This window comes from Enhygromyxa salina (assembly GCF_000737335.2).
Classification (GTDB): Bacteria; Myxococcota_A; Polyangia; order Nannocystales; family Nannocystaceae; genus Plesiocystis; species Plesiocystis salina_C.
In genome coordinates, this window is record NZ_JMCC02000009.1 from 19,415 (window position 1) to 45,145 (window position 25,731).

The 25,731-nt window shown below is 65.5% G+C and carries 25 protein-coding genes; 14 read left to right on the top strand and 11 right to left on the bottom strand.

What is annotated here, in order from left to right:
- Window positions 1–60 precede the first annotated feature (60 nt).
- From DB30_RS04290 to DB30_RS04310, 5 genes are all read left to right on the top strand, one after another.
- The gene (locus DB30_RS04290) at window positions 61–834 is read left to right on the top strand and encodes a glycosyltransferase family 2 protein (protein WP_052546693.1); all 774 of its coding nucleotides are present in this window, start codon (window positions 61–63) and stop codon (window positions 832–834) included.
- Window positions 835–1,035: 201 nt separating this feature from the next.
- Window positions 1,036–2,184, top strand: coding sequence for a choice-of-anchor L domain-containing protein (locus DB30_RS04295; RefSeq protein WP_052546694.1), 1,149 nt, complete (start codon window positions 1,036–1,038; stop codon window positions 2,182–2,184).
- 55 nt (window positions 2,185–2,239) lie between these two features.
- Window positions 2,240–2,755, top strand: a complete 516-nt coding sequence (locus DB30_RS04300; protein ID WP_052546695.1) for a class I SAM-dependent methyltransferase — start codon at window positions 2,240–2,242, stop codon at window positions 2,753–2,755.
- Window positions 2,756–2,846: 91 nt separating this feature from the next.
- The gene (locus DB30_RS04305) at window positions 2,847–4,472 is read left to right on the top strand and encodes a protein kinase domain-containing protein (protein WP_052546696.1); all 1,626 of its coding nucleotides are present in this window, start codon (window positions 2,847–2,849) and stop codon (window positions 4,470–4,472) included.
- Between the two features lie 60 nt (window positions 4,473–4,532).
- A complete protein-coding gene (locus DB30_RS04310) occupies window positions 4,533–4,916 on the top strand; it encodes a hypothetical protein (protein ID WP_146658017.1) in 384 nt (127 codons plus the stop codon).
- Here the strand turns inward: DB30_RS04310 and DB30_RS04315 are convergent.
- Window positions 4,861–6,075: a glycosyltransferase gene (locus DB30_RS04315; RefSeq protein ID WP_052546698.1), complete on the bottom strand. Its 1,215-nt coding sequence runs from the start codon at window positions 6,073–6,075 to the stop codon at window positions 4,861–4,863. The genes DB30_RS04310 and DB30_RS04315 overlap by 56 nt on opposite strands.
- A gap of 281 nt (window positions 6,076–6,356) precedes the next feature.
- Between DB30_RS04315 and DB30_RS04320 the strand changes: the two genes are divergently transcribed.
- The 7 genes from DB30_RS04320 (at window position 6,357) to DB30_RS04350 (ending at window position 14,802) form a co-directional block, all read left to right on the top strand.
- Entirely contained in the window at window positions 6,357–7,871 is a 1,515-nt protein-coding gene (locus DB30_RS04320; RefSeq protein ID WP_052546699.1) for an efflux RND transporter periplasmic adaptor subunit, read from the top strand.
- On the top strand, window positions 7,868–10,969 hold the full coding sequence (locus DB30_RS04325; protein ID WP_052546700.1) for an efflux RND transporter permease subunit: 3,102 nt from the start codon (window positions 7,868–7,870) through the stop codon (window positions 10,967–10,969). Before DB30_RS04320 ends, DB30_RS04325 begins: the two co-directional genes overlap by 4 nt.
- A gap of 74 nt (window positions 10,970–11,043) precedes the next feature.
- Entirely contained in the window at window positions 11,044–11,328 is a 285-nt protein-coding gene (locus DB30_RS04330) for a hypothetical protein (RefSeq protein ID WP_052546701.1), read from the top strand.
- Complete coding sequence (locus DB30_RS04335; protein WP_052546702.1) at window positions 11,325–11,582, top strand: hypothetical protein; 258 nt, start codon at window positions 11,325–11,327, stop codon at window positions 11,580–11,582. The genes DB30_RS04330 and DB30_RS04335 overlap by 4 nt, the downstream gene beginning before the upstream one ends.
- Window positions 11,570–11,995: a hypothetical protein gene (locus DB30_RS04340; protein ID WP_052546703.1), complete on the top strand. Its 426-nt coding sequence runs from the start codon at window positions 11,570–11,572 to the stop codon at window positions 11,993–11,995. The genes DB30_RS04335 and DB30_RS04340 overlap by 13 nt, the downstream gene beginning before the upstream one ends.
- Before the next feature lie 31 nt (window positions 11,996–12,026).
- Window positions 12,027–13,580 (top strand): sodium/proline symporter, encoded by a 1,554-nt coding sequence (locus tag DB30_RS04345; RefSeq protein ID WP_205632908.1) that lies wholly within the window; start codon window positions 12,027–12,029, stop codon window positions 13,578–13,580.
- Between the two features lie 67 nt (window positions 13,581–13,647).
- On the top strand, window positions 13,648–14,802 hold the full coding sequence (locus DB30_RS04350; RefSeq protein WP_146658019.1) for a hypothetical protein: 1,155 nt from the start codon (window positions 13,648–13,650) through the stop codon (window positions 14,800–14,802).
- A gap of 7 nt (window positions 14,803–14,809) precedes the next feature.
- Here DB30_RS04350 and DB30_RS04355 read toward each other — a convergent pair whose 3' ends face one another.
- Complete coding sequence (locus tag DB30_RS04355) at window positions 14,810–15,214, bottom strand: FHA domain-containing protein (RefSeq protein WP_052546705.1); 405 nt, start codon at window positions 15,212–15,214, stop codon at window positions 14,810–14,812.
- Between the two features lie 100 nt (window positions 15,215–15,314).
- Here DB30_RS04355 and DB30_RS04360 point away from each other — a divergent pair, with 100 nt between their 5' ends.
- Window positions 15,315–15,599 (top strand): hypothetical protein, encoded by a 285-nt coding sequence (locus DB30_RS04360; RefSeq protein WP_052546706.1) that lies wholly within the window; start codon window positions 15,315–15,317, stop codon window positions 15,597–15,599.
- Here the strand turns inward: DB30_RS04360 and DB30_RS42965 are convergent.
- The 4 genes from DB30_RS42965 to DB30_RS04380 form a co-directional block, all read right to left on the bottom strand.
- Entirely contained in the window at window positions 15,547–16,071 is a 525-nt protein-coding gene (locus DB30_RS42965; protein ID WP_338082182.1) for a DUF4215 domain-containing protein, read from the bottom strand. The genes DB30_RS04360 and DB30_RS42965 overlap by 53 nt on opposite strands.
- Window positions 16,072–16,193: 122 nt before the next feature.
- A complete protein-coding gene (locus tag DB30_RS04370; protein ID WP_146658020.1) occupies window positions 16,194–17,510 on the bottom strand; it encodes a VCBS domain-containing protein in 1,317 nt (438 codons plus the stop codon).
- A 26-nt stretch (window positions 17,511–17,536) separates the two neighbouring features.
- Entirely contained in the window at window positions 17,537–18,856 is a 1,320-nt protein-coding gene (locus tag DB30_RS04375; RefSeq protein ID WP_146658021.1) for a DUF4215 domain-containing protein, read from the bottom strand.
- A 147-nt stretch (window positions 18,857–19,003) separates the two neighbouring features.
- Complete coding sequence (locus tag DB30_RS04380; RefSeq protein WP_165703621.1) at window positions 19,004–19,966, bottom strand: hypothetical protein; 963 nt, start codon at window positions 19,964–19,966, stop codon at window positions 19,004–19,006.
- Between the two features lie 79 nt (window positions 19,967–20,045).
- Between DB30_RS04380 and DB30_RS04385 the strand changes: the two genes are divergently transcribed.
- Window positions 20,046–20,639 (top strand): hypothetical protein, encoded by a 594-nt coding sequence (locus DB30_RS04385; RefSeq protein WP_146658022.1) that lies wholly within the window; start codon window positions 20,046–20,048, stop codon window positions 20,637–20,639.
- A gap of 79 nt (window positions 20,640–20,718) precedes the next feature.
- Here DB30_RS04385 and DB30_RS04390 read toward each other — a convergent pair whose 3' ends face one another.
- From DB30_RS04390 to DB30_RS04410, 5 genes are read right to left on the bottom strand one after another with little or no spacing between them, the layout of a single operon-like run.
- Window positions 20,719–21,564 carry a hypothetical protein gene (locus DB30_RS04390; protein ID WP_146658023.1) on the bottom strand — a complete coding sequence of 282 codons (846 nt, stop codon included), beginning with the start codon at window positions 21,562–21,564 and terminating at the stop codon, window positions 20,719–20,721.
- Window positions 21,565–21,590: 26 nt separating this feature from the next.
- Window positions 21,591–22,433: a hypothetical protein gene (locus DB30_RS04395; protein WP_146658024.1), complete on the bottom strand. Its 843-nt coding sequence runs from the start codon at window positions 22,431–22,433 to the stop codon at window positions 21,591–21,593.
- A 5-nt stretch (window positions 22,434–22,438) separates the two neighbouring features.
- Entirely contained in the window at window positions 22,439–23,455 is a 1,017-nt protein-coding gene (locus tag DB30_RS04400) for a PAAR-like domain-containing protein (protein ID WP_052546713.1), read from the bottom strand.
- The gene (locus tag DB30_RS04405) at window positions 23,452–24,468 is read right to left on the bottom strand and encodes a hypothetical protein (RefSeq protein ID WP_146658025.1); all 1,017 of its coding nucleotides are present in this window, start codon (window positions 24,466–24,468) and stop codon (window positions 23,452–23,454) included. Before DB30_RS04405 ends, DB30_RS04400 begins: the two co-directional genes overlap by 4 nt.
- Window positions 24,465–25,574 carry a DUF2169 family type VI secretion system accessory protein gene (locus DB30_RS04410; RefSeq protein WP_052546715.1) on the bottom strand — a complete coding sequence of 370 codons (1,110 nt, stop codon included), beginning with the start codon at window positions 25,572–25,574 and terminating at the stop codon, window positions 24,465–24,467. The genes DB30_RS04405 and DB30_RS04410 overlap by 4 nt, the downstream gene beginning before the upstream one ends.
- Window positions 25,575–25,731: the final 157 nt, after the last annotated feature.

Consider the following 25,731-nt stretch of genomic DNA (forward strand, 5'->3'; position numbering starts at 1 on the left):
ACTGATCCCGCCGGCGGCCGCGCTGGCCCGGCGCCGAGCCACGCAGTACCCTGCGCCGCGATGCCCCGCCGCGTGCAGCTCAGCGCCGTAATCCCCGTCCGCGACCGCAGCGGCCCGCGCCTCGACAATTGCCTCCGCTCACTCCGTTGGCAGCAGCTCGAGCCCGGCGCGCTCGAGATCGTGATCACCGACTACGGCAGCAGCGCCGAGCAAGCCGCCGCGCTGCGCGACCTGTGCGAGTGCTACGGCGTCCGCCTGGTCCGCGTCGACGCCAACGGGGTCTGGAACCGGGCGCGCGCGCTCAACTACGGGATCCAACAGGCGACCGGCCGCTACGTATTTTGCACCGACGCCGACATGATCTTCGCCCCCAACTTCGTACAGACGTTGCTGGACACCCAGGCGGCCGAGCGTGACGCCGCGTTCGTGGTCTGCCACTGCCGTGACCTCCCCGAGCGCCTGGCCGAGCAGACCTGGACCCTAGAAGACTTCCCGCAGCTGCTGGCGGCGGCGCCGTTTCGCAAGGCAACGGGCACCGGCGCGTGTCAGGTCGCGCGCCGCGAGTTCTTCGAGCGCGTGCGTGGCTACGACGAGGGCTTCTCGTTCTGGGGCCAGGAAGACAACGACATGCGGTTTCGGGCCGGGCGCGCCGGGTTGCGCCAGGTCTGGGTCCAGGACCAGACGGCGATGCTGCACCAGTGGCACCCCAGCGAGCGCGGCAAGCAGCCGCTTCGCAAGTCGCTGAACGACGTCCGGTTTCACCTGACCAAGCGGGTCACGGTCAAGAACTGGCGCGGTTGGGGGGAGCGGTCGCGGCCGCTGGGCCTAGGCTGAGTCGGCTCATTTATCGTACTGATGGTATTTGAACTCACCGTTCGCGGCGAGTTTGGTGGTCAGTCGATGGCCGGTCCATCTATTTTCCAAGCGCGTCAATATCTTGGTACGCTAGCCAGTACGCGCCGCTATTGGGCGGGGATTAGCGCCATGTACACGCCTCGACCATCTTCGTTTCTTCGCCTGTCCATCAGCTCCTGCGTGACCCTGGCGCTCGTGGCTGGATGCGGTTCCCCGACCGATTCCGGCTCCGGCTCCGGCGGCGCTGACGGCATCGGCGGCGTCGATCAGGGCAATGACACGCTCAGCACCGAAGACGGGCCAACCGACACCGGCGACGGCGACAGCGACACGGGCGACGGCGACGCCGACACCAACACCGGTGACGGCGACGCCGATCCCACAGATGACGACAGCGGCGGCAGCGGCACCAAGTTCGATCTCGCGGGGATCCCCGACGGCGGTACCAACGGTGGCTGCGCGGCGCCCATCCACAATCCCTGCGACAACGACAACGATCCGTGGCACGCGATCGGGGTCAACTGCCCAAACGAGTACGCGATCACCACCGCGTACACCGGTCACGTCGACGCCCTGTATGTCCACACCGGGCAGCTCGGCACCTACAACCCGGCCACGTATCCACCCCTCGAGGGCGAGAAGATGGTGATCTTGTCCAGCGGCATCGCCCAGCAACTCACCATTCCGGGCCAGTACGCCTCCACCTCGCACGTGGGCAACGACCCGCTCAACCTGCCGGCGCCGCTCACCCCAACGCCGGTCGACAACGGCCTGATGGTCGACTGCGTCGCCAACCCAAACTTGATCGGCACCGGCGACTGCTCCAACACGATCCAAGAGCAGTGGAGCCAGGGCAACGGCGCCTACGACTACGCCGAGATGCGCATGACCGGCGAGGTCCCGTTTGGCGCGACCGGGTTTAGCTACAACCTCGCGTTCTTCTCGACGGAGTACCCGGGCTTTTATCAGTCCAGCTTCAACGACATGTACATCGCGTGGCTGCAGAGCGAGAAGTGGACGGGCAACGTCTCGTTCGACGACGACGGCGCGCCGATCTCCCTCAACGCCGGTTTCCTCGACTACAAGGACGCCCCCAACCCCTACGACTGCAACGCGCCCTGCACGGCGCCGGAGCTGCAGGGCACGGCCATGCAGGGGCACGCGGGAACCAAGTGGCTCACAACCAGCGCAGGCGTCGAGCCCGGCGAGGACTTCACGATCGTGTTTGCGATCTTCGATCTCAGCGACAACATCCTCGACAGCGTGGTGATCCTCGACAACTTCTCGTGGAACTGCGAAGGCGGCCCGCCGATCACGGTCCCGGGCTGACGCGGTGTTTCACCCGCAGCTCGTTGGGCGCCGCTAAGTTCGCTACACCTGCGTCGTGGGCTCCCTCGTCGACTACGACAAGCACTACCGGAAGGGCCGGGGCCAGTGCGGCGACCCCTTCCCGGAGTTCGCGGCGTTCTTCGCCGGCTATGACCGGCGGCGCGCCCGGGTGCTAGGCTGCGGCCAAGGTCGCGACGCCCTGCTCGCGGCTCGACACGGTCACGAGGTCGTCGGCGTGGACCTGTCTGAGATCGGGATCGCACAGATGGTCGAGGACGCCGAGGCCGAGGGGCTCGACGTGACCGGCGTCGTCTCGGACGTGTTGAACTTCCGCTCGCGCCGCAAGGTTGACGTGGTCTTGCTCGACCGCGTCCTGCACCTGCTGCTCGATGACGACGAGCGCGGAGTCTGTCTTGGCAGGGCCGCGGGCTTCACCCGTAAAGGTGGGTACGTCCTCGTCGCCGACGTGCCCAACAACCGAGCGCTGATCCACGGGTACTTCGACGAGCGGCCCCAGGGTTGGACGGTGGTGAAGCGGACGAAGAACTATTTGTTTGCCCGGAAGAATTGACGCCACGCTCCCACGCCCCTGAGGACCGCCCTCCGAGTCCGGTTCTCTCCCCTCCGACCCCCGATGCGAGTCGGTGCTATAAACGCGGTCCATGACAGGCCGCGAGCCGGATGAACCAGTTGTCAGCGACCGACAAGCCGCGTTTGCGGACCTGATTGACTCGATCATTTTCGAGCCATCGGAGCGGCTTGATCGCACACAGGGCGAGATCGCTCGGGGGGGCATGGCTTCGGTCGAGGCCGCGATCGATCGCACGCTTGGGCGGCGCGTGGCGATCAAGCTGATGCTCGAGGAGCACCAGCGCGCGATGCTGGCGGTCCGCAGCTTCATCCGCGAGGCCCAGATCACCGGACAGCTGGATCACCCCAACATCGTCCCGGTCCACGAGCTTGGGGTCGACGCGAGCGGGCGCTTGTTCTTCACCATGAAGCTGGTCGAGGGGCGCACGCTGCTGCAGCTGATCGACGAGCTAAGGGCCAACCAGGATCGTTATGATCGGCGTGGGTTCAAGGTCTCGACCACGGTCGAGCACGATGAGCTCTTGCGGTTGATCGACGTGTTCCTCAAGGTCCTCGACGCGGTCGCGTTTGCCCACTCGCGCGGCGTGGCGCACTGCGACATCAAGGCCGAGAACGTCATGGTTGGCGACTACGGGCAGGTCTATTTAATGGACTGGGGAATCTCCAAGGTGCTGCCCGAGCGCGAGGTCGCGGCGCCCTTCGTTCGACCCACGCGGGTGCGCAATACCCTGCCGCCGGGGGCGGACCGCGCCAACTTGGTCATTGGCACGCCCGCGTACATGAGCCCAGAGCAGGCTCGCGGTGAGCAGCGCGAGGTCGACCACCGCACCGATGTGTTCGCGCTTGGGGCGATGTTGTTCGAGATCCTGACGGGCCATCCGCCCTACCAAGGGCACGACGCGGCAGAGGAGCTCGAGCAGGCGAAGGCGTGCAAGCCTGTCCTGCTTCCGCACTTGCCGATCGTTCGCGAGCTGCGGAGGATCGTGGGTGTGGCCATGCACGCGGATCCAGCCCAGCGCTATCAGAGCGTCGAGCTGTTCCGGGCCGACCTACAGGGCTTCATGCGGGGCGGGGACAATTTTCCGCGTCGACGGTTTGCCAAGGGCGAGTGGCTGATCCGCGAGGGCGAAGAAGGGGACGCCGCGTTCATCTTGATCTCTGGGCGCTGCGAGGTGTTCAAGCAGGTCAACGCAAAGCAGGAGTCGCTGCGCATGCTCGGGGCGGGCGACGTGTTTGGTGAGACGGCGATCCTGGCGTCGTCACCCCGGACGGCCAGCGTGGTCGCGCTGACCGAGGTTGTTGCGATGATCGTGACCGCGGATGTACTCGAGCGCGAGGTCGACGCGATGAAGCCGTGGATGGGGTCGTTCATCGGCGCGCTGGCCCGGCGGTTTAGCGATGTCGAAGACCGCGCGCTGAAGAGCAGCGCGTCCGGGCGCGGGAACGCTGTGGAAATTGCAAATCACGCGTTGATGACCCTCGAGACCTGGGGGCAGCCGGACGCAGAGCTTGGGAAATCGATGAGCGTGTTGAGCCTGTGCAAGTCGATCGCCGGGGTTCATGGGATCAGCGAAGACGCGGTGCTGAAGGTTCTGCGCCAGTACTCGCAATTCGAGATTGTGTTGACCCTCGATGTGATCTCGCTGCGAGATCAGCGGGGGTTGATCGAGGAATTGGGCCGGTTTGTGCGCTACTAGCCCCAAATCAAGCGCAGGAGCATGACGTCAAAGATCACACGGCAACACGAGACCACGAGCATGCCCGAGCTTCGTGGGTTGGTGTGCTCGGGGTTTCTGGGGGTGCAAGATGTCGGCGGACGGCTCGGCGTCATGTACATGGAAAGTGCGGGGGTATGGCATCGATTCTTCCTCGACGCAGGATTGCTGTTCTGGGCCGAGGGACCGGGCCCCGACGCAGAAGAAGACCTGCTCGCGGGTGACGAGTACGTGGACTTGGGCGCCCAGCTTGGTGTGATCGGCGAAGCGATCGGTGAGATCGTGATGGCGAACTGCGTGTTGACCCTAGAATTCGCCAACGGTGCTCGGCTCGTATTGGAGCAGGGCGTACTGGATGTCTACGCCCAACTCAGATCCCATGAAACCCAGGCTCGACGCCCGCCCCGCTGCGCTTGCGCTCGATGATCTCCCGATAGAACCGCAGCTCCCGCTCAAAGGTCGCCTCCCAGCTGAGCTGCCTCGCGTATGCGACCCCGCGCTGGGCCCGGGCCTCGAAGCCGTGATCGGTGATCAGCGTCTCAATCGCGTCTGCCAGCGCGGGCGCGTTGTTGTAGGGGACCGTCAACCCGCCTTGGCAATCATCGACCAATTCGCCCGCGCAGCCCTCGTTGGCGGCCACGACCGTCAGCCCCGACGCCAGCGCCTCTGCGGTAGACAGCCCAAAGGTCTCGAACTTGGACAGGCACGGGCAAATGTCGCAAGACGCAAAGTGAGCGGCGAGCTGCTCGCGCGAGTCGAGGTAGCCGACAAAGTGCACATGCTCGTGGTCGCGCGCCGCCTGTTCAACCAAGGCTTGCTCGGGCCCGGTTCCCGCGAACACCAGCGCGGGCACGGGCCTCACGCGGTCGCTCAGGATCTCGTACGCACTCAACAAGTTGCGCAGCCCCTTCTCTTCGGAGAAGCGATGCGGAAACAGCATGATCGCTCGATCTTCGACGCCACCGCGGAAGCGCTGGACCAGCTCGGCGTCGCGCCGGTCCGGGCTGAAGGTCTGGGTGTCGACACCCAGCGGTGTGTAGTACAGCCGCTCGAGCCCGTTGCGCTGCAGGTTGCGGCCCACCCACTTACTCGCGACGAAGATCGCGTCAAAGCTACGAAACGCGCGGCGCATCCACCACCAACCAAATTGCTCGCCGTAGGGCTCGAGCGAAGGATGCAGCATGCGCATGCCCAGGCCCGTGTAGGTGCGGGGAAAGTCGGCGTGCCAGAACCCAACGAGCGCTGGCGCCGGGTTGATCGCCGCGGCCGCGAGACGCACCAGCGGCGGCAAGAAGATCGGTGAGCCACACTCGATCACGTCGGGCCGGTGGCGCTCGACGACTTTTCGCAGACCCCGGCTGATCACGATGTTCCGGTACTGCCCGCGCGACGGCACGCTGTCGCCGATGTGCTCGAACACCACGTTCTCGCTGATCTGCTCGCGCTTGCTGGTCTTGCCAGGCAGCGCGAACACAAACCGAACGTCGTCGCGGGCCCCGAGCACGCGGGCCTTCTCGAGCTCGTAGCGACGCACACCGCCGCCGGTTGGACTCCAGAAGTTGTTGACGTCGAGGACCGTCAGCACGCGCTCGCGAGTAGCCCAGTTGCCACGGGCGGGCAAGCAAGCTGCGGCTGCGTGCCACCTTGCTGCCATCGGGCACGCTCAATCGATCGCGCTCACCGACGGCGGCGACGTGGCGTTGTCAAATGTGATCGTTGGCTGCCATTCACACGACAGCTCCGCGTAGCTCGGCGTAGCGGGACTGTGTGATAAACCCGCAGGCCTGAGCGTTTACTCGGGCTTTACGTAACGGGGCCCGCACAGCGCCGAGTTTCGCGGACACTCCGTCGCGACACGGTGACTCCATGCCAGACCTCAAGCAGACCCTCCGGCGCGCGATCACCTTCGTCGGTCTCACGGCCCTCGGTGTCGGCAGCTACCTATGGCTAACCCGCACCGCCGCGTCCCCCAAGCCCCGCTCCTCGCGCGAGCAGGGGCAGCCCGTTCGAGTCATTGAAGTCAGTGAGGCGGCGGCGGTGCCCCGGGTGATCGGCTACGGCGAGGTCGCGGCCCAGCGCAGCTGGCAGGGCCTCGCCGAGGTCGCTGGGACGATCATCGAGATGGGACCGAACGTCCAGGTCGGTCGGATCGTCCGCGAGGGTGACATCCTGTTCGAGGTCGATCCAGAAGAGCTCGAGCTCGAGAAGCGCCGGACCGTGGCAAGCGCCAAGGGGGTCCGCGCCCAGATCTCGGAGCTCAAAGCCCGCGAAGCCAGCGCGAAGGCCAGCCTCGCCGTTGACGCAGAAGTGCTCGCGTTGGCAAACAAGGAGCTCGAGCGAACCGAGTCGCTGTACCGCCAGGGCACCGCGTCGCTCAGCGAGGTCGAGGCGGCTGAGGCCTCGGTGTTGAGCGCCAAGAAGTCGGTGGTGTCGCTGCAAAACACCCTCGCCGAGCTCCCGGCGTCGCGCCGCATCCTCGAGGCCCAGCTCGAGGAGGTCGACGTCGGGGTCACCGGCGCGGAGCTGGTGCTCGCGCGGACGCGGATCGTCGCGCCGTTCACCATGCGCATCAGCGAGCTCAACGTGACGACCGGCCAGAGCGTCTCGTCGGGTCAGGTGCTGATCGTTGGCGAGGGGCTCGACGTGCTCGAGGTCACCGCTCGGCTTCCGCTTGGCGGGATCGATCCGCTGCTGCCAGCCCGGCCGGAACGGTCCCGACCCGGTCCCGCTCCGGGCTCCGACGCGGCGGCGTCGGATCCTCCCCCGTCCACCGAGGCGCCGGACGAACCCAACACACCCGCGTCCACCAAGACACCGTCTGAACCCGACGCCGGTCCGCCAGCCGATCCCGCGGCGGGGTCCGAGCAGCCTCGCCCCGGCCGGTGGTTTGACCGCGTCGCCGAGGTCGTCACGCCAACGGTTCGCCTGCGCATGGCCGGCGTCGACGCGACCTGGCCCGCTCGCTTCAGCCGCTTCGCCGGGGTCGACCCGCTCACGCGGACGACCGGCGTCGTCGTCGAGGTCGATCGCTCGCAGCGACGCGAGGGCTCGCGGGACATCCAGCTGTCAGCCGGAATGCACGTGTCAGTCGAGTTCGTCGGCGCCGCGAAGCCGGGCTGCCTGGCCCTGCCGATCGACGCCGTCCACGACGGCGTGGTCTACGTGGTCGCCGACGAGGACCGGCTCGAGCGCCGTGACGTCGAGATCGCCTGGTCGCAAGAGGAATTCGTGTGTGTGGAATCGGGCCTCGCCGTTGGTGAGCGCGTCGTCGTCAGCGAGGTCGTGCCCGCCGTCAACGGCATGCGCTTGGCCCCCACCGTCGACGCCTTCGAGACCGCCCGCTTGGCCGGGCTGCTCGGGACCGACGAGGGCGCGCAATGATCGACTACTTCGCGCGGCATCCGACGGCGGCCAACTTGTTGATGGTCGCGCTGGTGTTGATCGGCGTGTTGTCCCTGCCGGATCTGCAGCGCGAGACCTACCCAGAGTTCGAGTCCGACGTCGTCCAGATCCGCGCTTCGTACCCCGGGGCCGACGCCGAGACCATGGACGAGACCGTGGTCGCGCGGATCGAGGACGTGCTCGGTGGGCTCGAGGGGGTCGGGGCGGTGACGGCGAGCTCGCGCGAGGGGTCGGCCACGGTCTCCGTCGAGGTCAGCGAGGGCGTGGAGATCGAGACCGCGCTGACCGACATCAAGTCGGCGGTCGAGACCATCAACGACTTCCCGACCGACATGGACGATCCGACGGTCACGGCCCAGAGCCGGTCGCGGAGCGTGGTGACGATCGCAGTGACCGGGCCGATGTCCGGCCAAGATCTCAAGCTCTACCTCGAGCGGCTCAAGCGAAGGCTGCTCACCTCCGACGCGGTCTCGCAGGTGAGCATCGCTGGGTTCTCGACCCACCGACTCGAGATCGCCCTCGATCAAGCGGCGCTGTATCGCTACAACCTCGACACCTCGGCGGTCGCCGCCGCGGTCTCGGCCCAAAGTCTCGACAGCCCGCTCGGCGAGCTGCAGACCCGCGGGCGCACGTTGTTGGTCCGCTATGATGACAAGCGGGTCACGCCCGACCAGCTCGCTCGGATCGTCGTCTCCACCGGAGAGACCGGCGGCGAGGTGCTGCTCGGCGACGTCGCCACCGTCGCCGACACCTTCTCCGACGAGGCCGAGCAGACCTACTTCAACGGCGAGCGCGCGGGCATGCTGGTCGTGAGCAAGGCGACCAACGAGGACAGCCTCGAGGTGTTTGCCGCCGTCGAGCAGTTCGTCGCCGAGCAAGACGAGATCAAGCCCGAGGGCGTCACCTTCTCGATCACCAACGATACGACCTCGGTGATCGAAGAGCGGCTGGGGCTGCTCACGGTCAATGGGGTCCAGGGTCTGTTCTTGGTGTTCTTGACCCTGTGGTTGTTCTTCGATCTTCGCCTCGCGTTCTGGGTCGCGGCCGGGGTCCCCGTCGCGTTCCTCAGCGCCTTGTGGGTGATGTCCGCGACCGGTCAGACCCTCAACATGATGACGATGATGGGGCTGCTCGTCGCGATCGGCCTGTTGATGGACGACGCGATCGTGCTGGCCGAGAACGTCGCAACCGAGCTGCACGCGGGCAAGCCACCGCTCGAGGCCGCGACCAAAGGGGTCAAGGACGTCGCCGGGGGCGTGCTGTCCTCATTTGCGACCACGATCTGCGTGTTCGTGCCGCTGTCGGCGATGGACGGGCGGATTGGTCGGACCTTGCAGGTGATCCCCGCGGTCTTGATCGCGGTCTTGGCCATGAGCCTGATCGAGGCGTTCTTGATCTTGCCGAGCCACCTCGGTCACTCGCTCCGGCCCCACACAACCCGCGGCCCGCTGCGCGCTCGCTTCGACGCCGGGTTCGAGCGCTTGCGTGAAGGCGGGCTCGGGCGGATCGTCGATATCGCGGTCCGGCGTCGCTACGCCGCGGTCGGGCTGGCGCTGGCGGCGTTCCTGGCCGCGCTCGGGGCCGTGCAAGGCGGCAAGCTCCGCTATCAGGCGTTCCCGGACGCCGAGGGCGACGTCGTCGAGTTCCGGCTCGAGATGCCTGCAGGGACCTCGCTCGAGGCGACCAAGCGCGAGACCGATCGTGTGATCGCCGCGGCCCAACAGGTCTCGGATCAGCTCAGCGCAGACCAGCCCGAAGGCCAAGCGCTGGTCAAGAACAGCTCGGTCCGGTTCAACTACAACCCGAACGTCGATGACGCCGGGCCTCACGTGGCGACGGTGACCCTCGATCTGCTCAGCGTCGAGGTCCGCTCCGTGACCTTGTCCGAGTTCACGAGCGCGTGGCGTGAGCAGCTTGGGCCGATCCCCAACGCCGTCTCGGCGACGTTCGGGGCCGGCGGGCGTCGGGGTCCGGGCGGCAACGCGATCGAGCTGCGGGTCTCCGGCGACGACCTCGAGCGCATCGACGAGGTCGCGGATCGGATCAAGGCCTACTTCGTCGACTTCTCCGGGGTCAGCGATCTTGCCGACGACCTCGAGCTCGGCACGGCCCAGATCAGCGTGCGACTGCGGCCTGGCGTGGGGACCCCGGGCCTGACCGGGGCCAGCGTCGCGTCGCAGGTCCGCGACGCCCTCGCGGGTGTATCGGTCGAGAACCTGTTCGAGGGCGGCGAGCAGTACGAGGTGTTTGTCGAGCTTCAGCGCAATGATCGGGACACGGTCGGCGACCTCGAGACCCTGCCGATCAGCCTGCCCGACGGGACCCAGGTCGCGCTCGGCTCGATCGCCTTTGTCGAGCAGTCACGCAGCTACGGCAAGGTCAGCCGCCACGAGGGCCTGCGCACGGTGACGGTGACCGGGGCCGTCGACCGCGAGCAGCTCAACCTCAATTCGCTGATCGATGGGTTCCGCGCCGACGCCTTGCCCGCGCTCGCGGCCGAGTATCCAGATCTCGACTTCTCGGTCGGCGGCGAGGTCGAGGACTCAGCGGCGACCTTGGGCTCGATGGCCCACGGGATCGTGCTTGGGCTCCTCGCGATCTTCGTGGTGCTCAGCCTTCAGCTGCGCAGCTACGTCGAGCCGCTGCTGGTCATGCTCGCGATTCCATTCGCGTTTGTCGGCGTCGTCGTTGGCAGCCTCGCGCTTGGCGACCCGCTCAGCTCACAGTCGATCCTTGGGTTCGCGTCGCTCGCGGGCATCGTCGTCAATGATTCGATCCTCCTGATGATCTTCATCAAGCGCGCGCGGGTCGACGGGCGGTCGGCCGTCGAGGCGGCCACGATGGCGAGCCGGGATCGGTTTCGGGCCGTGCTCCTGACCTCGGCCACGACGATCGCAGGCTTGGTCCCGCTGATGTTCGAGACCAGCCGCCAGGCCCAGATGCTGATCCCCGTGGCGACGAGCATCGTGTTCGGGCTCAGCGCGAGCACGGTCTTGGTTCTGGTGTTGATCCCGGCCGCGTACGTGGTGCTGGACGACTTGGGGTGGCTGCGAGCCGACGACGGCGAGCATAAATAGACGCTGTCGCGGACGGCCAAGGCCAGCACCTGCGCTGGCCTTGGCCGGCCCGGCAAGCGCGGTACCATTCGCCGATGGCGAAAGCCTCGAGCGAGGGTGATGAGCAGACGCTGCTCGCGGACGGCCCCGCCGAAGAGCCGAGCGCTCCCTCAGATCCACGCGCGCGACCGCAACTCAGCCGGGGCTCGGCGCTGGGTCGCTACCTCGTGCTCGAGCGCGTTGGCGTGGGCGGCATGGGTGAGGTGTATGCCGCCTACGATCCCGAGCTCGACCGCAAGGTTGCGATCAAGCTGCTACGAGCGCAGCGCGGCGCGGGCTCAACGAGCACCAGTGGCGCGACGCGGCGGGCGTCGCGTTGATCAACGACAGCGACGACGATCCCACCCGCTCGTGCGTCGCCGCCGAGCAGCTGTTGGCAGGCGCGTGGGACGACGCCCGCAAGCAAGAGATCCACGCGGCGATCGAGGCGAGCGGGATCGAGTACGGCCCCCAGACTTGGCGGGCGCTCGAGACCACCCTAGACGCGTACACCGGTGAGTGGTTGGCGATGCACCGCAACGCGTGCGAGGCCACCTACGTGCACCACCAGCAGTCGACCAGATGTTTCACCTGATCGAGGCGCGCGACGGCGATGGTCATGGCGATGGCGCAGTCGAGCTGGCCAACCGCGCGCTTGCGCTGTCCCGCCAGGTCCACGGCGACGCACACTCCAAGACCCTGGAGCTGACCCTCGATGTCGCTTCGGTCAAGCTTGGGAGCGGGGACATGGCGGGCGTGCGGGCGTTGGTCGAGCCGACCCTCGCCGCGCTCGAGGCTGGCGACGAGCTGCTCGAGACGGGCCGCGCGAAGTTTCTGCTCGGGCAGGCGCTGTATGGCTTGGGCCAGCGAAAACTGGGTCTAGCGCAGGTGCGCGCCGGGCTGGCGCTGCTCGAGGCACAGGACGCCGCGGCCGTGTTGGCCGGGCAGGACCGCAGCGTGACCCTGCTGATCGAGAAGCTCGTGGCTTGGCTGCGCGCCCGCGAGTAGCCAAAATTCCATGTGTTAGCCTCCGTCGTACATGATCGACACGGGCGAATCGTACGAGATGGCCTTCAAGCTGGCCGGTATCGTGCTGTACCTGGGCGTGCTCCTGGGGATCGGCGCGGCGGCCTCGCGGCGCATGAAAAACATGCGGGACTACTTTGCGGGCGGGAAGAACCTCGGGTTCTTGGGGATCGCGTTCTCCGCTCGGGCAACCGGCGAGTCCGCGTGGCTGTTGCTCGGGCTCACGGGCATGGGGGCGTTTGTTGGGGTCAAGGCGTTCTGGGTGGTGCTTGGCGAGGTCTTGGGGGTGATGGGCGCGTGGCTGCTGATGGCTCGCCGCTTCAAGCGGCTCACGGATCGCTATGACTCCATCACGATCCCCGACTATCTAGAATCTCGGTTTCGTGACAAGGGCCAATTGTTGCGCCGGGTCGCCGCGATCGGCCTGGTGGTGTTTGTGACGATCTACGTATCGGCGCAGATCCACGCGACCGGGGCCGCCTTCGAGGGCTTCCTTGGCTGGAATTACTATGTTGGCGCGCTCGTGGGCTTTGTCGTGGTGTTGATCTACATCATGTCGGGTGGGTTCGTGGCCGTGGTCTGGTCCGACATCTTTCAGGGGCTCTTGATGTTCCTGGGCCTGGTGGCCCTGCCAATTGTCGGCTTCGTGGTCGCCGGTGGTTGGGGGACCGTGAGCGCGGGCCTGACCAGCATCGAGCCCAACTTGCTGAGCTGGTCGGGCGAGGGCGCGTGGACCTTGGGCGCGGTGTTCAGCGTTGTTGGCCTGGTTGCGATCGGCGTGGGCTTCATGGGCTCGCCGCAGATCTTCGTGCGCTTCTTGGCGCTGCGCGACGAGGGCGAGATCAACAAGGGCGCCGCCGTGGCGATCCTGTGGACCCTGCTGGCGGACTCAGGCGCGGTGCTGACTGGGATGGTGGGCCGCTACTTGATGACGGGGCCGGGCGACGACGTGGAGGCGGTGCTGGGCCTGAAGGCCGAGAACGTGCTCCCGCAGCTCGTTGAAGAGCTGCTGCCGCTGGCGCTCGTTGGGCTGTTCATTGCGATCGTGCTGTCGGCGATCATGTCGACCGTCGACTCACTGTTGGTGCTGGCCGCGAGCGCGGTGGTCCGCGACTACCACCAAAAGGTCCGGCACCCCGAGCTGCGCGACGAGTCGTTGGTGTCGCTGAGCCGGTGGGTGACGCTGGGGCTCGCGGTCGCGGCGTTGGCGATGGCGTTTGGTGTGGCCGGGATAACCGGCAGGCAGTCGGTGTTCTGGTACGTGTTGTTTGGCTGGTCGGGGATCGCCGCGACTTTCTGCCCAACAATCATCTTGTCGGTGTTCTGGCGCGGCATGACCAAGCGTGGGGCGCTGGCGGCGATGATCACCGGGTTCTTGGCGGTGCCGCTGTTCACCTTCGTGGTGCCGAAGCTGGGCGCGCTCGGGGCTGTGATCGCGCAGCTGAGTGAGCTGCCGCCTGCGATGGTGTTGTCGATCTTGGCCGGCGTGGTGGTGAGCTTGGCTGATCGCGCGGGGCGTGAGCAATTGGGTGAGGTCGCGAAGGAGCTGGACGAAGCCGCGGCGTAACCGTGTTTACGCGGGTGGATCTCGAAGCCCGCGAGGCTCGCGCAAACTTCGTGTACGATGATTGCGCGTGACCACGAGAGCCGAAGCGGACAGGCGTCGCTGGTCGCGGGCGAGCGCATGTTCGCTCGCGCTGCACCTGGCGCTTGGGTTGCTCGCGTGGTTTGGCTTCGCCCGGCCTGGCGCTGCGGTCGTGTCGATCCGGTATCTCGAGATGCTGCGAGGGGCCCCGGGCGACGAACTGTTCACGCCTGGCGCGTTGATCGAGTTCGAGCTCGAGCCGGTCCCTGCGCCCAAGCATTCGAGCGAAGGCGTGGGCGCTGGGGCGGCCGCTGCAGCTGGGCCGGGCAGCGCCACCGAGTCGCGTGCTCCGGACGACGCCCGAGCCAAGCCGGGGTTACCGAGCGAAGAGCTCGAGCTGCGCGAGGTCGATCCCAACGCTGGCCTGTTGCGCGCTCGCCATGCCGCTCGCGGTCTTGGTGGCCGCGGCGAGACGGCTGGGGTCGATCCGCGTCGACTCCAAGGTTCGCAGGCGCTGTACGACGGGGCGCCCTCGGGTCGCGCCAGCGAGGGCCCGAAGCGCCCGCGGCCCAAGCACAAGCCGGACTACAAATTCGAGCGCGTGGGCGACAAGTGGATCTATCGCCACCCCGACGGCTCGTTCATGGCGACCGTGCAAGAGGACGGCGGCGTGCAGTTCCGCAACAAGCTGATCAAGATCAGGGCGGGCTCGATGCCTGGTGTGCGCCGCGACGGAGAGGAATTCGTCACCCTCACCGTGGAGCACGACACGGTCGGCATCGTGCGCCTGGCTCGCGGACGCGAACCCAACGAGCGCGTCAAGGCCGAGCTACTCGCCGCCACCCTCGAGATGCGGATGGAGATCGCCGAGCAGTATCAAAAGCAACGATTGATCGAGGAGCTTGGCGAGCTCGAGCGTGAGCTAGATGAGATCTGGAACGCCAGCGCGCGCAGCGTGGCGGCGCGCAAGGAGCTGTTGTTTCTGCGCTGGGACGAATGTGATGAGGCCGCGTCAAGCGGTGACGGGGAAGCCTCGGGGATTGATGATAGCCGCCAGGGAATGGCGCGCGCGGCCCGGCGCAAGATCACGCGCTTCATTGCCCGCGTCGCGCCGCAGGACGGACCGGACGCGTTTACTGAGCAGGAGCTGGCGGACATGAACCGGCGCCGGGTGAGCACGCAGGTGTTTGCGCCCTATGGTTGAGGACGGGTCAGGCAGTCCAGAAGACCAGACGGTATTTGCCGAGTTGGATTTCGTCGCCGCTGGCGAGGGCCTGCGCGTCGACCGGTTCCCGATTGACGTATGTGCCGTTGAGGCTGCCGACATCGATGATCTCGAACTCGCTACCTTCCAACCGAATCTCGGCGTGACGACGGGAAACCGTTCCGTCGTCGAGAAGGAGATCGCTATCTGGGTGACGGCCGATACTCGATAGCTCATTGGAGATTCGAAACTGAGAGGCTGCGTTTGGCCCATCTTTGACAACCAGCAGCGCCTCGGCTTCCTGTAGCGTATCCACTTCGCTGGGCCGGGACTCGGAAGCGCCTGAAGCGTCCTCGGAGGACGTCAGGAAGTCTGCTCGAAAGACCAGTGTTTTCTCAGTGTCGGTGCTCATTCGAGCATTTATAGCGACTGACGATTTGCCTGTCCACAGAGGGGCCCATACCTCTAGGGGCAGAGCCCCAGCTGCGTTCGTACTCGCGCTGGACCACGCGATGGACCCAGAACTGCGGTTGGGTACTGGGGGTCGGGCAGCGCCGCGGGGCTTCGGGCTGGTGCTCGAAGCCGGCGTGGGCCTCGAACGGCGGCGGGTCTCGTCGAGCTCGAAGCAGTCCGGGATCGAGGTCATCCAGGTCGACACGCTGGTCTTCTTCTACGGTGGGGGCTTCGACTTGGGGGGCGCCGGGACGGAGCGTGCGTTCGAGGTGATGGGCGCCGCGCGTCATGTCACTGGCTGTCACGTGGTCGTCGAGGCCGCAGCGCGACGGCCAACAGGCTAATCGCTGCGAGGTATCCGAACCCGGCGGAGCCTACGCGCTCGAGGCTGCAACTACAGCCATCGCCGGACGGTCCATGCGTACCACCGGTGTCGCTGCCACTCCCCGCGGACTCCGTCCCCGTTTCCTGATCCGGCTCGATAAGGCAAGCGTCGCAGCCGTCGCCCCCCACCGAGTTGCCATCGTCGCATTGTTCGGCGGCCTGCACAATGCCATTCCCACACAGCACGGGTCGCGGCTGAAAGAGGCGAACCATCGAGCCTCCCATGTTGCTCCAGAGACCGACCCCGTACCCCCACTCATTGTGAGGATTGCCGGCTTGCTCGACTCCATCGGGCGTGAGGCCGGGGTAGTCCCCCAGCGCGAACCGCCGCTCACCAGTGCCCCCAAGCAGGCCTTGACCGTCGTCCAACAGGGTCACTGGTCCGAACGTAGACACGTGCCCCAGAACCTCGGTAGAGAGCACCGATGCCATGTTAGCCCGCGGGTTCACCAACACCTCGGCCACGCCGTAGTCCGGCCCACCGAACGTCGACGTAGAAAACGGGATGAGACACCGCCCGCCCTCGCAGGAGGGAGCGCCAACTCCGAATGCCTTCAGCCTACGAGCGGTATCACCTCGCCCGACGATACGCCATCACCGTCGAAGTACAGGATCTGAATCTCCGTCGTCACACGATCCAATGTAGTGACGACAAAGCTGTCGGTCGCCTGATCGTATCCCGCTGCCAGACGATTCGTCGCGACCTGTTCAGAATAGTTCGAGTACTGCCACACGAGACTGTTGCTGCCTCTCACTGCGGTCCGCAGTGTGAGCATCACCGAATCCTGCTGCTCACCGGCCATCCAAGCAACGAACACTCGTTCCTGACCATCATCTTCAGACATCGCTACGGCGGGCAGTGACCACGCGAGCCCCTCCGGGCCAGGGTCAACGACACGGTCAGCGATGTTCGCTGGACTCTCCGTGCCAAATTCATCGAGGACCAAGTTCAAGACCCGACCATCGGTCGCGGTAGTAGCGATCGATTGGGTGCCAGACGTCAGGCGATTCGAGACGACTGCCGTCCGGGACACGCCCATGTCCCTCAACGAGGACCCCGAAGCTTCATTCGGGTAGTTGGGGTAAGTCAGGTCATCCCACCAGGAGATCTCGTAGTTGGGCGCCGCCGCCCCATAGATGTATTCGAGACCTTCGACATCGTCGCGCCTCCAAGATCGGTATGCGACAAAGGACGCCGGAGGGACGGTATGCATGACTGCCACTGTGCCTCCAACTGGGCCGCCGTGGATGTTGTTTCCTGCCTCACACTCTGCCTTTGTGCGATCCGAGTGCTGGAGTGCGAGGGCGTGGCCTAGTTCATGAAACAGAACCTGGGCCATATCAGGGTAGGCATCGAGCGCCCAGGGGGTGTTCTCAGCGCAGTCGAGCAGCACAAACCCCACCGGATCGTCGAATACCGATGCCGGGCCGGTGCCACGTATACCGAAGCTTGCGCACGCGAGTGCCGCATCGCCTTTGCAGACTGGCACAAGGTCCGCGCATGAGAGTCCATGGACCGTAATTCCAGCTGGGAGAGCTGAATGAGCGCCAACACCGAAAGGTACCAGGGCAGGGTTATAGGACTCGTTGGTGAATCCAGCAAAGTAGAGTTTGGGTGCTCGGGTGGATTCATTGTGTCGAGCTATAACCTCCAGCAAAATCCTCGCAACATCCTCTGGGCTCTCGCCCGTATTGGAAACTGGGTAAATCGGCGAGATGCTGACCCACACCGGCACTCTGAGGTCAGCGAACTCATTTGACCAAAACGATGCGTAGTCGAGAGGCCCGACACAGTACGCCTCAGCCCGTTCGGCGAATGCGATCAGGCTGAAGGCAATAATACACTGAAGAACCCTCTTGGAGTGGTACATGAAGAAACCTAGACACTCGAGAGCCGTCAAAGCGCCACCAGGCAGGACCTCAACCAGTTGTTGTCATCGACGTCGGGATCGATCGGGTCACCAATGGTGCGGATCTCCCCTTCCGGATGCTTCGCCAACACTCGATGAGCGTAGGCTTCCTCGATCACGGTCGACTCCCAGCGCTGCGCCCCATCCGCTCCAATGCCGACGAGCGACCCATAGTGTGCATCGTCACCCGCCCGGTTCATCGCGAGCATCACGCCGTCATTCGTGCCGATGGCTCCTCCCCACTCTGGAGTGATTGGGTCGGTGCTCGTCCATTCCCAGCCCGTTTCCCCGCTCGCCGGAGCCAGCCACAACTGCGCCAGCGGGTCGATTGGTGACATGGGGGTGATCCTACCCGAGACGAACCATCGGCCAGCGGTGTCCAAGACGGCCTCATAGGCACCCCGCGCGTACTCAGGGTCGTCGGTGTTGCCAACGAGACGTCGCCCGATTTCGGTCCCGTTCTCATCGAAGCGGACAACCAGAACCTCCGTCTTGGCTTTGAGCATGATGTCACCATCATTGTGAGGAGTCGTGCTCACGGTTATGACCGCGATGATCTCATTCGATGCTCGAGCGAAGGCGCTCACGACATCGTCATAGCCGAGGTAGTCGTCGATGAGGATGTCCGTGGTGACGCCCGATTGGGGGTCGTAGTGGGCGAGCCACGCGTCTCCGCCGATGCTGCCACCAACCCAGACGCCCGACTGCACCGGCATGATCGCGGTGGCTACAACTGGGGCACCACCCCCGGATTCGATCTCGAGGGTACCGTTCTCGCTGCCAGATTGGTTGAAGTGAATCAGGCGATCCGGGTGGTCCGTGACGGAGGCCAACACCCAGAATCCGGTCTCTCCATCAGCTGCAAGATCTGTCAACCGCACGTCGGTGTCGGGGATTGCCACCTCTTCCGCCCACATTCGCTCACCGGATTGGCTAAATCGTGCGATCCATCCTCGAAGCTTACTCTCTGTGAACGTCCACCCTGGGGGCGTCCATCCGCTGGCCACAAAGCTGCCGTCTGGCAGCGGCAGCAGGTCACCAACCCAATTACCATCACCCGGCCCATCGCTCACCCGGACATCCACGCAATCGTAGAGAGTTCCCGATGGAACACACGCGGCGCTGCATCCGTCGCCGCCGATCAAGCTGCCATCGTCACACAGCTCGTTAGGTCCCAGCACCCCGTCGCCGCACACAGGCGGCGACCCCTCATCACCTGGGCCGCCAGGGCCACAAGCCACGCCGATCAACAGGAGCGGAGCGAAGAACCACACGCGCTCCTTAAATCTTGGTTGCCGCGCATTCATCGACCCAAACTACCAGCGGGCGTCCTTTCGCGCTAGCGCGCACTGGTGCGTAGACGCACAGTCCTGTCGGCGTATTCGTGGCCTGCCCGTGCCAGTTCCAATGGCAGTTCATCCTCCACTTGTCTCCAGATTTTCGAGTGGGTCCACTCAGGGATAGTCGAACACCTCGAAGCGGATGAGCTCCTCTTCGAACGCCGCAGTCGGCTTGCGATCGACCGCGTCGAGCACTGCGGGGGCCAGTTCGATCGCGGAGAAGTAGGTGGCGTCGTCGCTCAGACAGCCGTGGTTGCTGTAGTTGAAGCTGACCAGCGCGCGCCCGGTGACGCGGTCGACCTGCACTGCTTCGAGGTGTGGCGAGTTGTCTGAAAACTCATCGGACCACTGGCGCCATTCGGGGCGCGGAGTCCGTTGCAGGACCTCGACGCCGCGGATCCGCGCAATGAAGGACCCGGCGTGATAGCGCAGCTCCACGGGGCGCTCGCTGGGGGCGAGGTGGTCCATGGCCTGATCGACATAGGGCGAGAGTTCCACATTGTCTGGATCGGAGATGACCACGGGGAGGGGCTCGAGCGGCCGCCAGTCCTGCTCGCCCAGCTCGGCGTCGAGGCGTTGAACGGTTGCGAGCACAGCTGCGATCGAGGCCTCGCAGCCGGCGAAGTCGTCCTTCCATGGGTGGTCGGTGCCGCGATCGTAGATGAGGTCGGTGCGCTCGCCGAGCGCCTCATCGAAGTCGAAGCGCTTCACGTACAGGGTCTCGATGTCGGCTTCGCCGTTGCCGATCGGCCCCAACGCGAGCGTGACGATCGTGCTGCCGTCCGCGCTGATCGCTGGGAAGCCACGGCTCTCGACCAGGTAGGGACACAGTTCCAGCTCGCGCTCGTACTCGCTCAGGGCCACGCGCCGGAGCCACAGCTGCGGTTGGACGCTGGGGTCGGGCAGCGCCGCGGGCGCTTCGGGCTGGTGCTCGTAGCCGGCGTGGGCCTCGAGCAGCGGGGCGTCCTCGTCGAGCTCGAAGCTGTCGGGGGTCAACCCGGCCTCGGTGCAGGCGAAGCTGGCCAGGGCGATCGCAACGGCCAGACACTGTGGCACCGGACGTGGGTTCGCACGCATGGGTGACGCACGCGCGAGCGGCCGGCCTGATTCCACGAATCAGGGGCTGTGGTGGGGCCAGTTGTGTTACACGGCGAACATGGCCCACGTCGTCATGCACTGCGCCCAGTTCCCGTCAGACGAGGGCGCGATCGCGGCCGCCGAGGCGCTCGAAGGGCTTCGGGCCGCGCTCGTGAAGTGGGAACGCGACAACCACAACGACGGGACCAAGCCGGCCGCGCCCTGCCTCGAATTCGCGACGCGGCGCTCGTTCATCTGGCCCTCCGATGGGGTCATCAGCCTCAAACATGGGGCGGACGAGATCGAGGTCCTCCAGGTCGACACGCTGGTCTTCTTCTACGGTGGGGGCTTCGAGTTGGGGGGCGCCGGGACGGAGCGTGCGTTCGAGGCGATGGGCGCCGCGCGTCACGTCACTGGCTGTCACGTGGTCGTTGAAGTGGGGGAGGCGGCGGCGGCGGCTCGCGAGTTGGCGGCGTTCCTCGACGAGGAAGACTTCGCGGGGCAGTACTCGCTCGTGGAGGGGGACGTGAAGATCGAGGGGTTCTTGCACAGCATCGCCTTTGTCGGTGCCGCGGCGAGGCACACGCTTTGCTTCGATGATTCCGGCGTTCAGGATTGGGCGTTCGTGGCTGCGGCGCCGCAGCTGTCGGGTATGGGGCCGCGGCTGCGCTGAGGCGTTTGTGCGTGCGGGCCAACAATCAGGCTCTGCGCACAGTTGCCACCATGGCGTTCGGAACATCCGATCGAAGCGGTCAGGGCACTGGGTGGCCGAAGAAGTAGCGGACGCCGTCGCGGTACTGCGCGGCCGCGGGGCTGTCGAGGAAGGCTTCGGCGATCGCAGCGGCGGCGAGGGGCTTGAAGACGCCGCGACGGTCGAACATCGCGGTGCAGTCGATGCCTGTGGAGGCTTCGAAGCGGTGGCGGGTCCAGGAGGGGAGAGACATGCCGAGCGGACCGGCCGGTTCGATGAACATGCGGGCCATTCGACGTACGCTGGTTGGCTGTCCTCGCCACAGCAAGATGTCTTCGCCGCCGTAGCGCTCGGCGAGCGACTTGCAGTGTTCGAGTGCACAAGCCCGATACTCGCTGACGTTGGCGAAACTGTCGAGATCGTCAAACTTCGAGAGCTCCGCTTCGTCGATGACCTGGGCGATGAACATCAAGATGATGTCGTTGTCATCGTCGATATCGCTGATGTTGGCCTCGTAGGCGTCGATGAGCGTGGGGATGTCGCCGAGCCGCCCGCGGATTGCGACCGCGTGGCACCACGAGTAGGTCAGCTCATAGTTCACGTGATTTCGCGCGATATACTCGACGAGTTCCTCAAAAAGCGATGACCGACCCGCATCACCAAGAAGATCCGCACATGTGTTGTAGGGGATGTACTCGTGCTCCTGGTCAACGAGTTTGGGGATCTGGTCGACGAATCGAAACTCTCCGCGGCAGGCGTGCTGAAAAGCAGACATCCAAGCCCGAGTAGGTTGTTTGTGTGGCTCTTGGTCAAATGGGGTCACGGGCTCGTGCGGCACGCCGAAGTAGCCTCGGCCCTCCCAGTTGAGCCACAGCGGCGTCTTGGCTGCTTTTGAGGAACGACTCATCGCAGTGATGTTACGGATGAGCTGGGTCAGGGCACTGGATGGCCAAAGAAGTAGCGGACGCCGTCGCGGTACTGCGCGGCCGCGGGGCTGTCGAGGAAGGCTTCGGCGATCGCAGCGGCGGCGAGGGGCTTGAAGACGCCGCGACGGTCGAACATCGCGGTGCAGTCGATGCCTGTGGAGGCTTCGAAGCGGTGGCGGGTCCAGGAGGGGAGAGACATGCCGAGCGGACCGGCCGGTTCGATGAACATGCGGGCCATTCGACGTACGCTGGTTGGCTGTCCTCGAAAGAACAGGACGTCCTCACCGTATCGCTCGGCGAGTGTTTTGCAGTGCTCTAGCGCCGAGGTTCGATAATCGTCGACGTTGGCAAACTTGTCGATATGGTCGAATTTGGAGAATTCAGCCTCGTCGATGACTTGAGCGATGCGAATGAGGATAATGTCGTTGTCATCGTCAACTGGGTTGGTGTAGGCTTGGTAGGCATCGATCAGCGTTGGGATGTCGCTGAGTCGTCCATGGATGGCAACTGCGCGGCACCACGAGTAGGCTAGTTCGTAGTTCCAGTGATGTTGAGTGATGAACTCGACGAGTTGATCGATAGTCGATGCACGTCCCGCATCACCCACAAGGTCCGCGCACGTATGATAGGGGATGTACTCGTGCTGCTGGCCCACGAGTGCTGGCACGTGATCGATGTACCGGAAGTCGCCGTGGGATGCGTGTTGAAAAGCAGACAGCCAGGCCCGCGTGGGTTGGGTGTGTGGCTCATGGAAAAATGGAATTACGGGTGCGTGCGGCACCCCGAAGTAGCCGCGTTTCTCCCAGTTGAGCCATAAGGGCTTCTTGATCTTCTTTGTGGGCCGAGTCATCGTGTCTATGTCTGGAAGCGGTTAAATCGAGCGTCGATGTTTTGACAGGCGTGGCAGAGCTTCGCATTCAACTGCAGATTGTTCTTGCCGGTCGGGCACCCGCCCGCGGTCTTGGGCGTGAGGTGGTTTGACTTCCGTGCCTGGTTGAACTCAGAGTCGCTCAGTGGCCTTCCGAGTTGGCGTTCGAGCTGCGGGCGGTGAAACTCGGGAGCGGGCAAGCCTTGCTGAAACTGGTAGCGCGCGCGGAACCCGTCCCAGCTATCCTTGATGTCCTTCCTCTGCGTGTCCCGCTCCGTTGAACCCTTGGGGTGACGAGCATAAAAGACATCGCAGGGTGGATTTGGCAAAACCTTGGTCTTACCCACGCAGGCACACCCCTGCCGGGTCATCGCGTCCCTGATGAGCGCCCGATATGCCTGTTTCTCCACGTAGCGCTGGTATGGACTCCAGTTCCCGGCAGTCGCCCTCGCTTCGATCTCGGCCTCGTACCACTCGTCCCGACTCATCGGCTCACCCGTGGCATGTTTTGGCTTCTTGCAGCACCCGCACAGATTCTTCGCAATCGCCTTCTCGGCGGCCTTGACCATGTCCAGGGTCGCGGTATTGAGCCACGGCGGCGTGCTCCCGGGATAGCTGGCGTGGTTGGAGGTCGTCAGATCCAGATGGCGACAGACACCCAAACTCTCGAACATCACGTCGGTCGACCAGGCGCCAAAGTAGGTCTTGCCGGTGATCGTGTGCGTGAGCAGGCTGCCGCCCAAGGGCTTGGTCGCGGCCTCGTTGCCCAACGGCTTGGTGGCGTAGTAGCTCTGGTCGGCGAGCATGACCGGCTTGCCGCCGATCTTGACCCGCTTGCTGCCGCCCTTCATGTCCCGGGCGTGGGAGGTGTTGGCGTACGGGACGGGCACGGGGCCAGCGGGGGCGGCAGGCGGGCTCAGGCAGACGTCGGGGACGGCGGCGACAGACTTGCCAGCTTGGGCCTTGGCGGCGATCTCCATCGAGTTGGCGTAGACCTTGCTCATTGTTGACCTCCCTGGGTCGATTCGACGATCACGGCGCCGCGCGGGCCGTGGTGGTCGCGGGCGAACACAATTGTCCTTGGGCCCGCTGCGTAGCGGCGCTGGTAGGTTGCGACGGCCTTGGCCACCCCGCAGAGCGGACCCGCGACGCCGATCTCACCCAGCACGCCGCCCGGCAGCAACAGCGGGAAGCTGTGCTTGCGCCGCTCGAGCCGCCGCGACACCAACAGCGCTTGCTCGTTGAAGTCAAAGCTCTCGCCGGCGGCGTCGCTGATCCGGGTGTCCATGTCGGCGAGATCATAGCCGCAAGCAGCGAGCGCGTTGGTGGCAGCTTCGAGGAGGCCGTCGCCGCGATGCGGCTCGTCATTCCATAGCGTCGCCGGCTCGAGGCCGAAGCCGGGCGCGCCAAGGCAGGCGAGCGCGCGCTCGGGGTAGCGATCCAGCAGCAGACACGCCGCGGCCTCGCCCGGAATCACGCCGTCGGGGTCATGAGGGCGGCGCAGACGACCCACGCGCTCGAGCTCGAGCAAGCGCAGTGGACTGACAAACGAGTCCGCGGCCGCGACGACGCAGCCCGCGACCTGACCCGTGGCCAGCACGGCCTGGGCATGCGCGAGCGCCTCGAAGCTGGTCACCGGGCCGCCAACAAACACGCGTGAGGCATCGAGTGCGACGGGTGACTCGAAGCGCCCCACCAGGTTCGGGAGCACGCGCGAGAGATCGGCGTTGGCGAACGAGCTTGGCAGCACCACAAAGACGGCGACGGGCCGGCCGTAGCGCGCGGGCGCGACGGCCTGATTCAAGGTTCGAGCGAGCAGCGCGAGCACTCGCTCGCGGCCGCTGAGCCCAGGCTCGAGGTCCGGCATCATCGAGGCGTAGTAGGGCTCGCCCTGTTCGTCTTCAAAGTCGAGCTCCTGCGCCACATTGAGGGCACAACGAATCGCGGCGCAGGCGGTCGGGGCCGTGAGTCCAACCGGGCAGACGAGCCCCGTGGTCCGAACGAAACACCGGCTCACGAGCCCTCCTGCGTGGCCTGCTTGGCGAGCCACGAGGTCGCGTCACCGAGACGTGTGAACACGGGGCGGCCGTCACGGAAATCGATTGGCTCGCCGGATGGCGTTGGACCGATCCAGATCTCCCGTAGGTGTGAGGGCTTGCGAGGCAAGGGGGTCCGCGCGCGCCAGGTCAGCGTTGCGAGAGCCAGGTGCGGCTCGAGGACGATCGTGTCGAGCTCGGGCCGCAGCACGACGCTGCGATTGGCGTAGACCGCTCGCACGGGTATGTCGAGACTTGGGACAATGTATTGAACGACGGCGTCGTCAGCCATGTGCAAGCATCGAATGAGCTCGCCGTCGCGCAGCCGTGGGTGTTGCTGATCTTCCGGCGCCGACTGAAAAAACCGCGGGTTGAAGTCTGCCGGTAGAAACGGCCGACGGTCTCGCTTCCAGGTCTCGTCAAAGGTCCCTGCGTAGGACAGCCTGGGCAGCGAGGACCGACCCACGTGGCCGAAGCCGACGGGCGCGGGCCTGTCGGACGCGGCGGTGATGCGCGCACGTGGGTCTTCGAGGTTGGGGAGCGGGGCGCCGTCGAGCCTCGAGCCGCGCGGTGCGACCGAGAAGCCGACGCCGCTGAGATTTCTTCGCTCGGCTTGAATGGATGCCGGACCGCGCGGAGCGTCGAGCCCACCAAAGGCGCGATCGAAGCGCAGTGGCAGCTCGACGAAGGGCACAGGGGGCGAGATTCGCAGCTCACCCGCGACGTGGACAAAGCGGCGCTCGCCGATCACGAGCACGTCCTTGGCCCGACCCGCGACCTCGAGCCGGACGAGCAGCTCTTGCACGGGCACCCGACCCGGCGCGACGGCAATGCCGACCACCAGCACGTCCGTCAGCGGCTTGTGCAGGGCGAAGTCGTTCTCGTATCGAAGCGGGGTCTGCTCGGGATCGCCGTAGTGCTCGTCGGTCTCGACCAGCGGGCGCTGCTCGCTGGCAAGCTGCAGCGCGCCGCTTGGGCTGGTCTTGAAGGTGCCCTTGACGACGACGACGCACCATTGCCGGGCGTCGGCGTCGGTCTGGGCGTTGACGCCTGCGACCATCGCGGTGGTGTTGCGGGTGATCTGCATCAGTGCACGGGATGGCCGAAAGGTAGCTGTACCAGGTCACGTGGATAGCGAGCAAGAAGGAGCCTCGGCGTGCAGGGACACAGCACGCTGGCAGCACATGCGCCGAAGGCACGCAGGAGGTCAGCTTGGGTTGAAGCCTGGCACGAAAAGCCAGCAA

Coding starts and splice junctions, on each gene's coding strand:
- DB30_RS04290 (WP_052546693.1), top strand. CDS start 61: ATGCCCCGCCGCGTGCAGCTCAGCGCCGTAATCCCCGTCCGCGACCGC.
- DB30_RS04305 (WP_052546696.1), top strand. CDS start 2,847: ATGACAGGCCGCGAGCCGGATGAACCAGTTGTCAGCGACCGACAAGCC.
- DB30_RS04310 (WP_146658017.1), top strand. CDS start 4,533: ATGCCCGAGCTTCGTGGGTTGGTGTGCTCGGGGTTTCTGGGGGTGCAA.
- DB30_RS04320 (WP_052546699.1), top strand. CDS start 6,357: ATGCCAGACCTCAAGCAGACCCTCCGGCGCGCGATCACCTTCGTCGGT.
- DB30_RS04325 (WP_052546700.1), top strand. CDS start 7,868: ATGATCGACTACTTCGCGCGGCATCCGACGGCGGCCAACTTGTTGATG.
- DB30_RS04330 (WP_052546701.1), top strand. CDS start 11,044: ATGGCGAAAGCCTCGAGCGAGGGTGATGAGCAGACGCTGCTCGCGGAC.
- DB30_RS04340 (WP_052546703.1), top strand. CDS start 11,570: ATGTTTCACCTGATCGAGGCGCGCGACGGCGATGGTCATGGCGATGGC.
- DB30_RS04345 (WP_205632908.1), top strand. CDS start 12,027: ATGATCGACACGGGCGAATCGTACGAGATGGCCTTCAAGCTGGCCGGT.
- DB30_RS04355 (WP_052546705.1), bottom strand. CDS start 15,214: ATGAGCACCGACACTGAGAAAACACTGGTCTTTCGAGCAGACTTCCTG.
- DB30_RS04360 (WP_052546706.1), top strand. CDS start 15,315: ATGGACCCAGAACTGCGGTTGGGTACTGGGGGTCGGGCAGCGCCGCGG.
- DB30_RS42965 (WP_338082182.1), bottom strand. CDS start 16,071: ATGGCATCGGTGCTCTCTACCGAGGTTCTGGGGCACGTGTCTACGTTC.
- DB30_RS04370 (WP_146658020.1), bottom strand. CDS start 17,510: ATGTACCACTCCAAGAGGGTTCTTCAGTGTATTATTGCCTTCAGCCTG.
- DB30_RS04375 (WP_146658021.1), bottom strand. CDS start 18,856: ATGAATGCGCGGCAACCAAGATTTAAGGAGCGCGTGTGGTTCTTCGCT.
- DB30_RS04380 (WP_165703621.1), bottom strand. CDS start 19,966: ATGCGTGCGAACCCACGTCCGGTGCCACAGTGTCTGGCCGTTGCGATC.
- DB30_RS04385 (WP_146658022.1), top strand. CDS start 20,046: ATGGCCCACGTCGTCATGCACTGCGCCCAGTTCCCGTCAGACGAGGGC.
- DB30_RS04390 (WP_146658023.1), bottom strand. CDS start 21,564: ATGAGTCGTTCCTCAAAAGCAGCCAAGACGCCGCTGTGGCTCAACTGG.
- DB30_RS04395 (WP_146658024.1), bottom strand. CDS start 22,433: ATGACTCGGCCCACAAAGAAGATCAAGAAGCCCTTATGGCTCAACTGG.
- DB30_RS04400 (WP_052546713.1), bottom strand. CDS start 23,455: ATGAGCAAGGTCTACGCCAACTCGATGGAGATCGCCGCCAAGGCCCAA.
- DB30_RS04410 (WP_052546715.1), bottom strand. CDS start 25,574: ATGCAGATCACCCGCAACACCACCGCGATGGTCGCAGGCGTCAACGCC.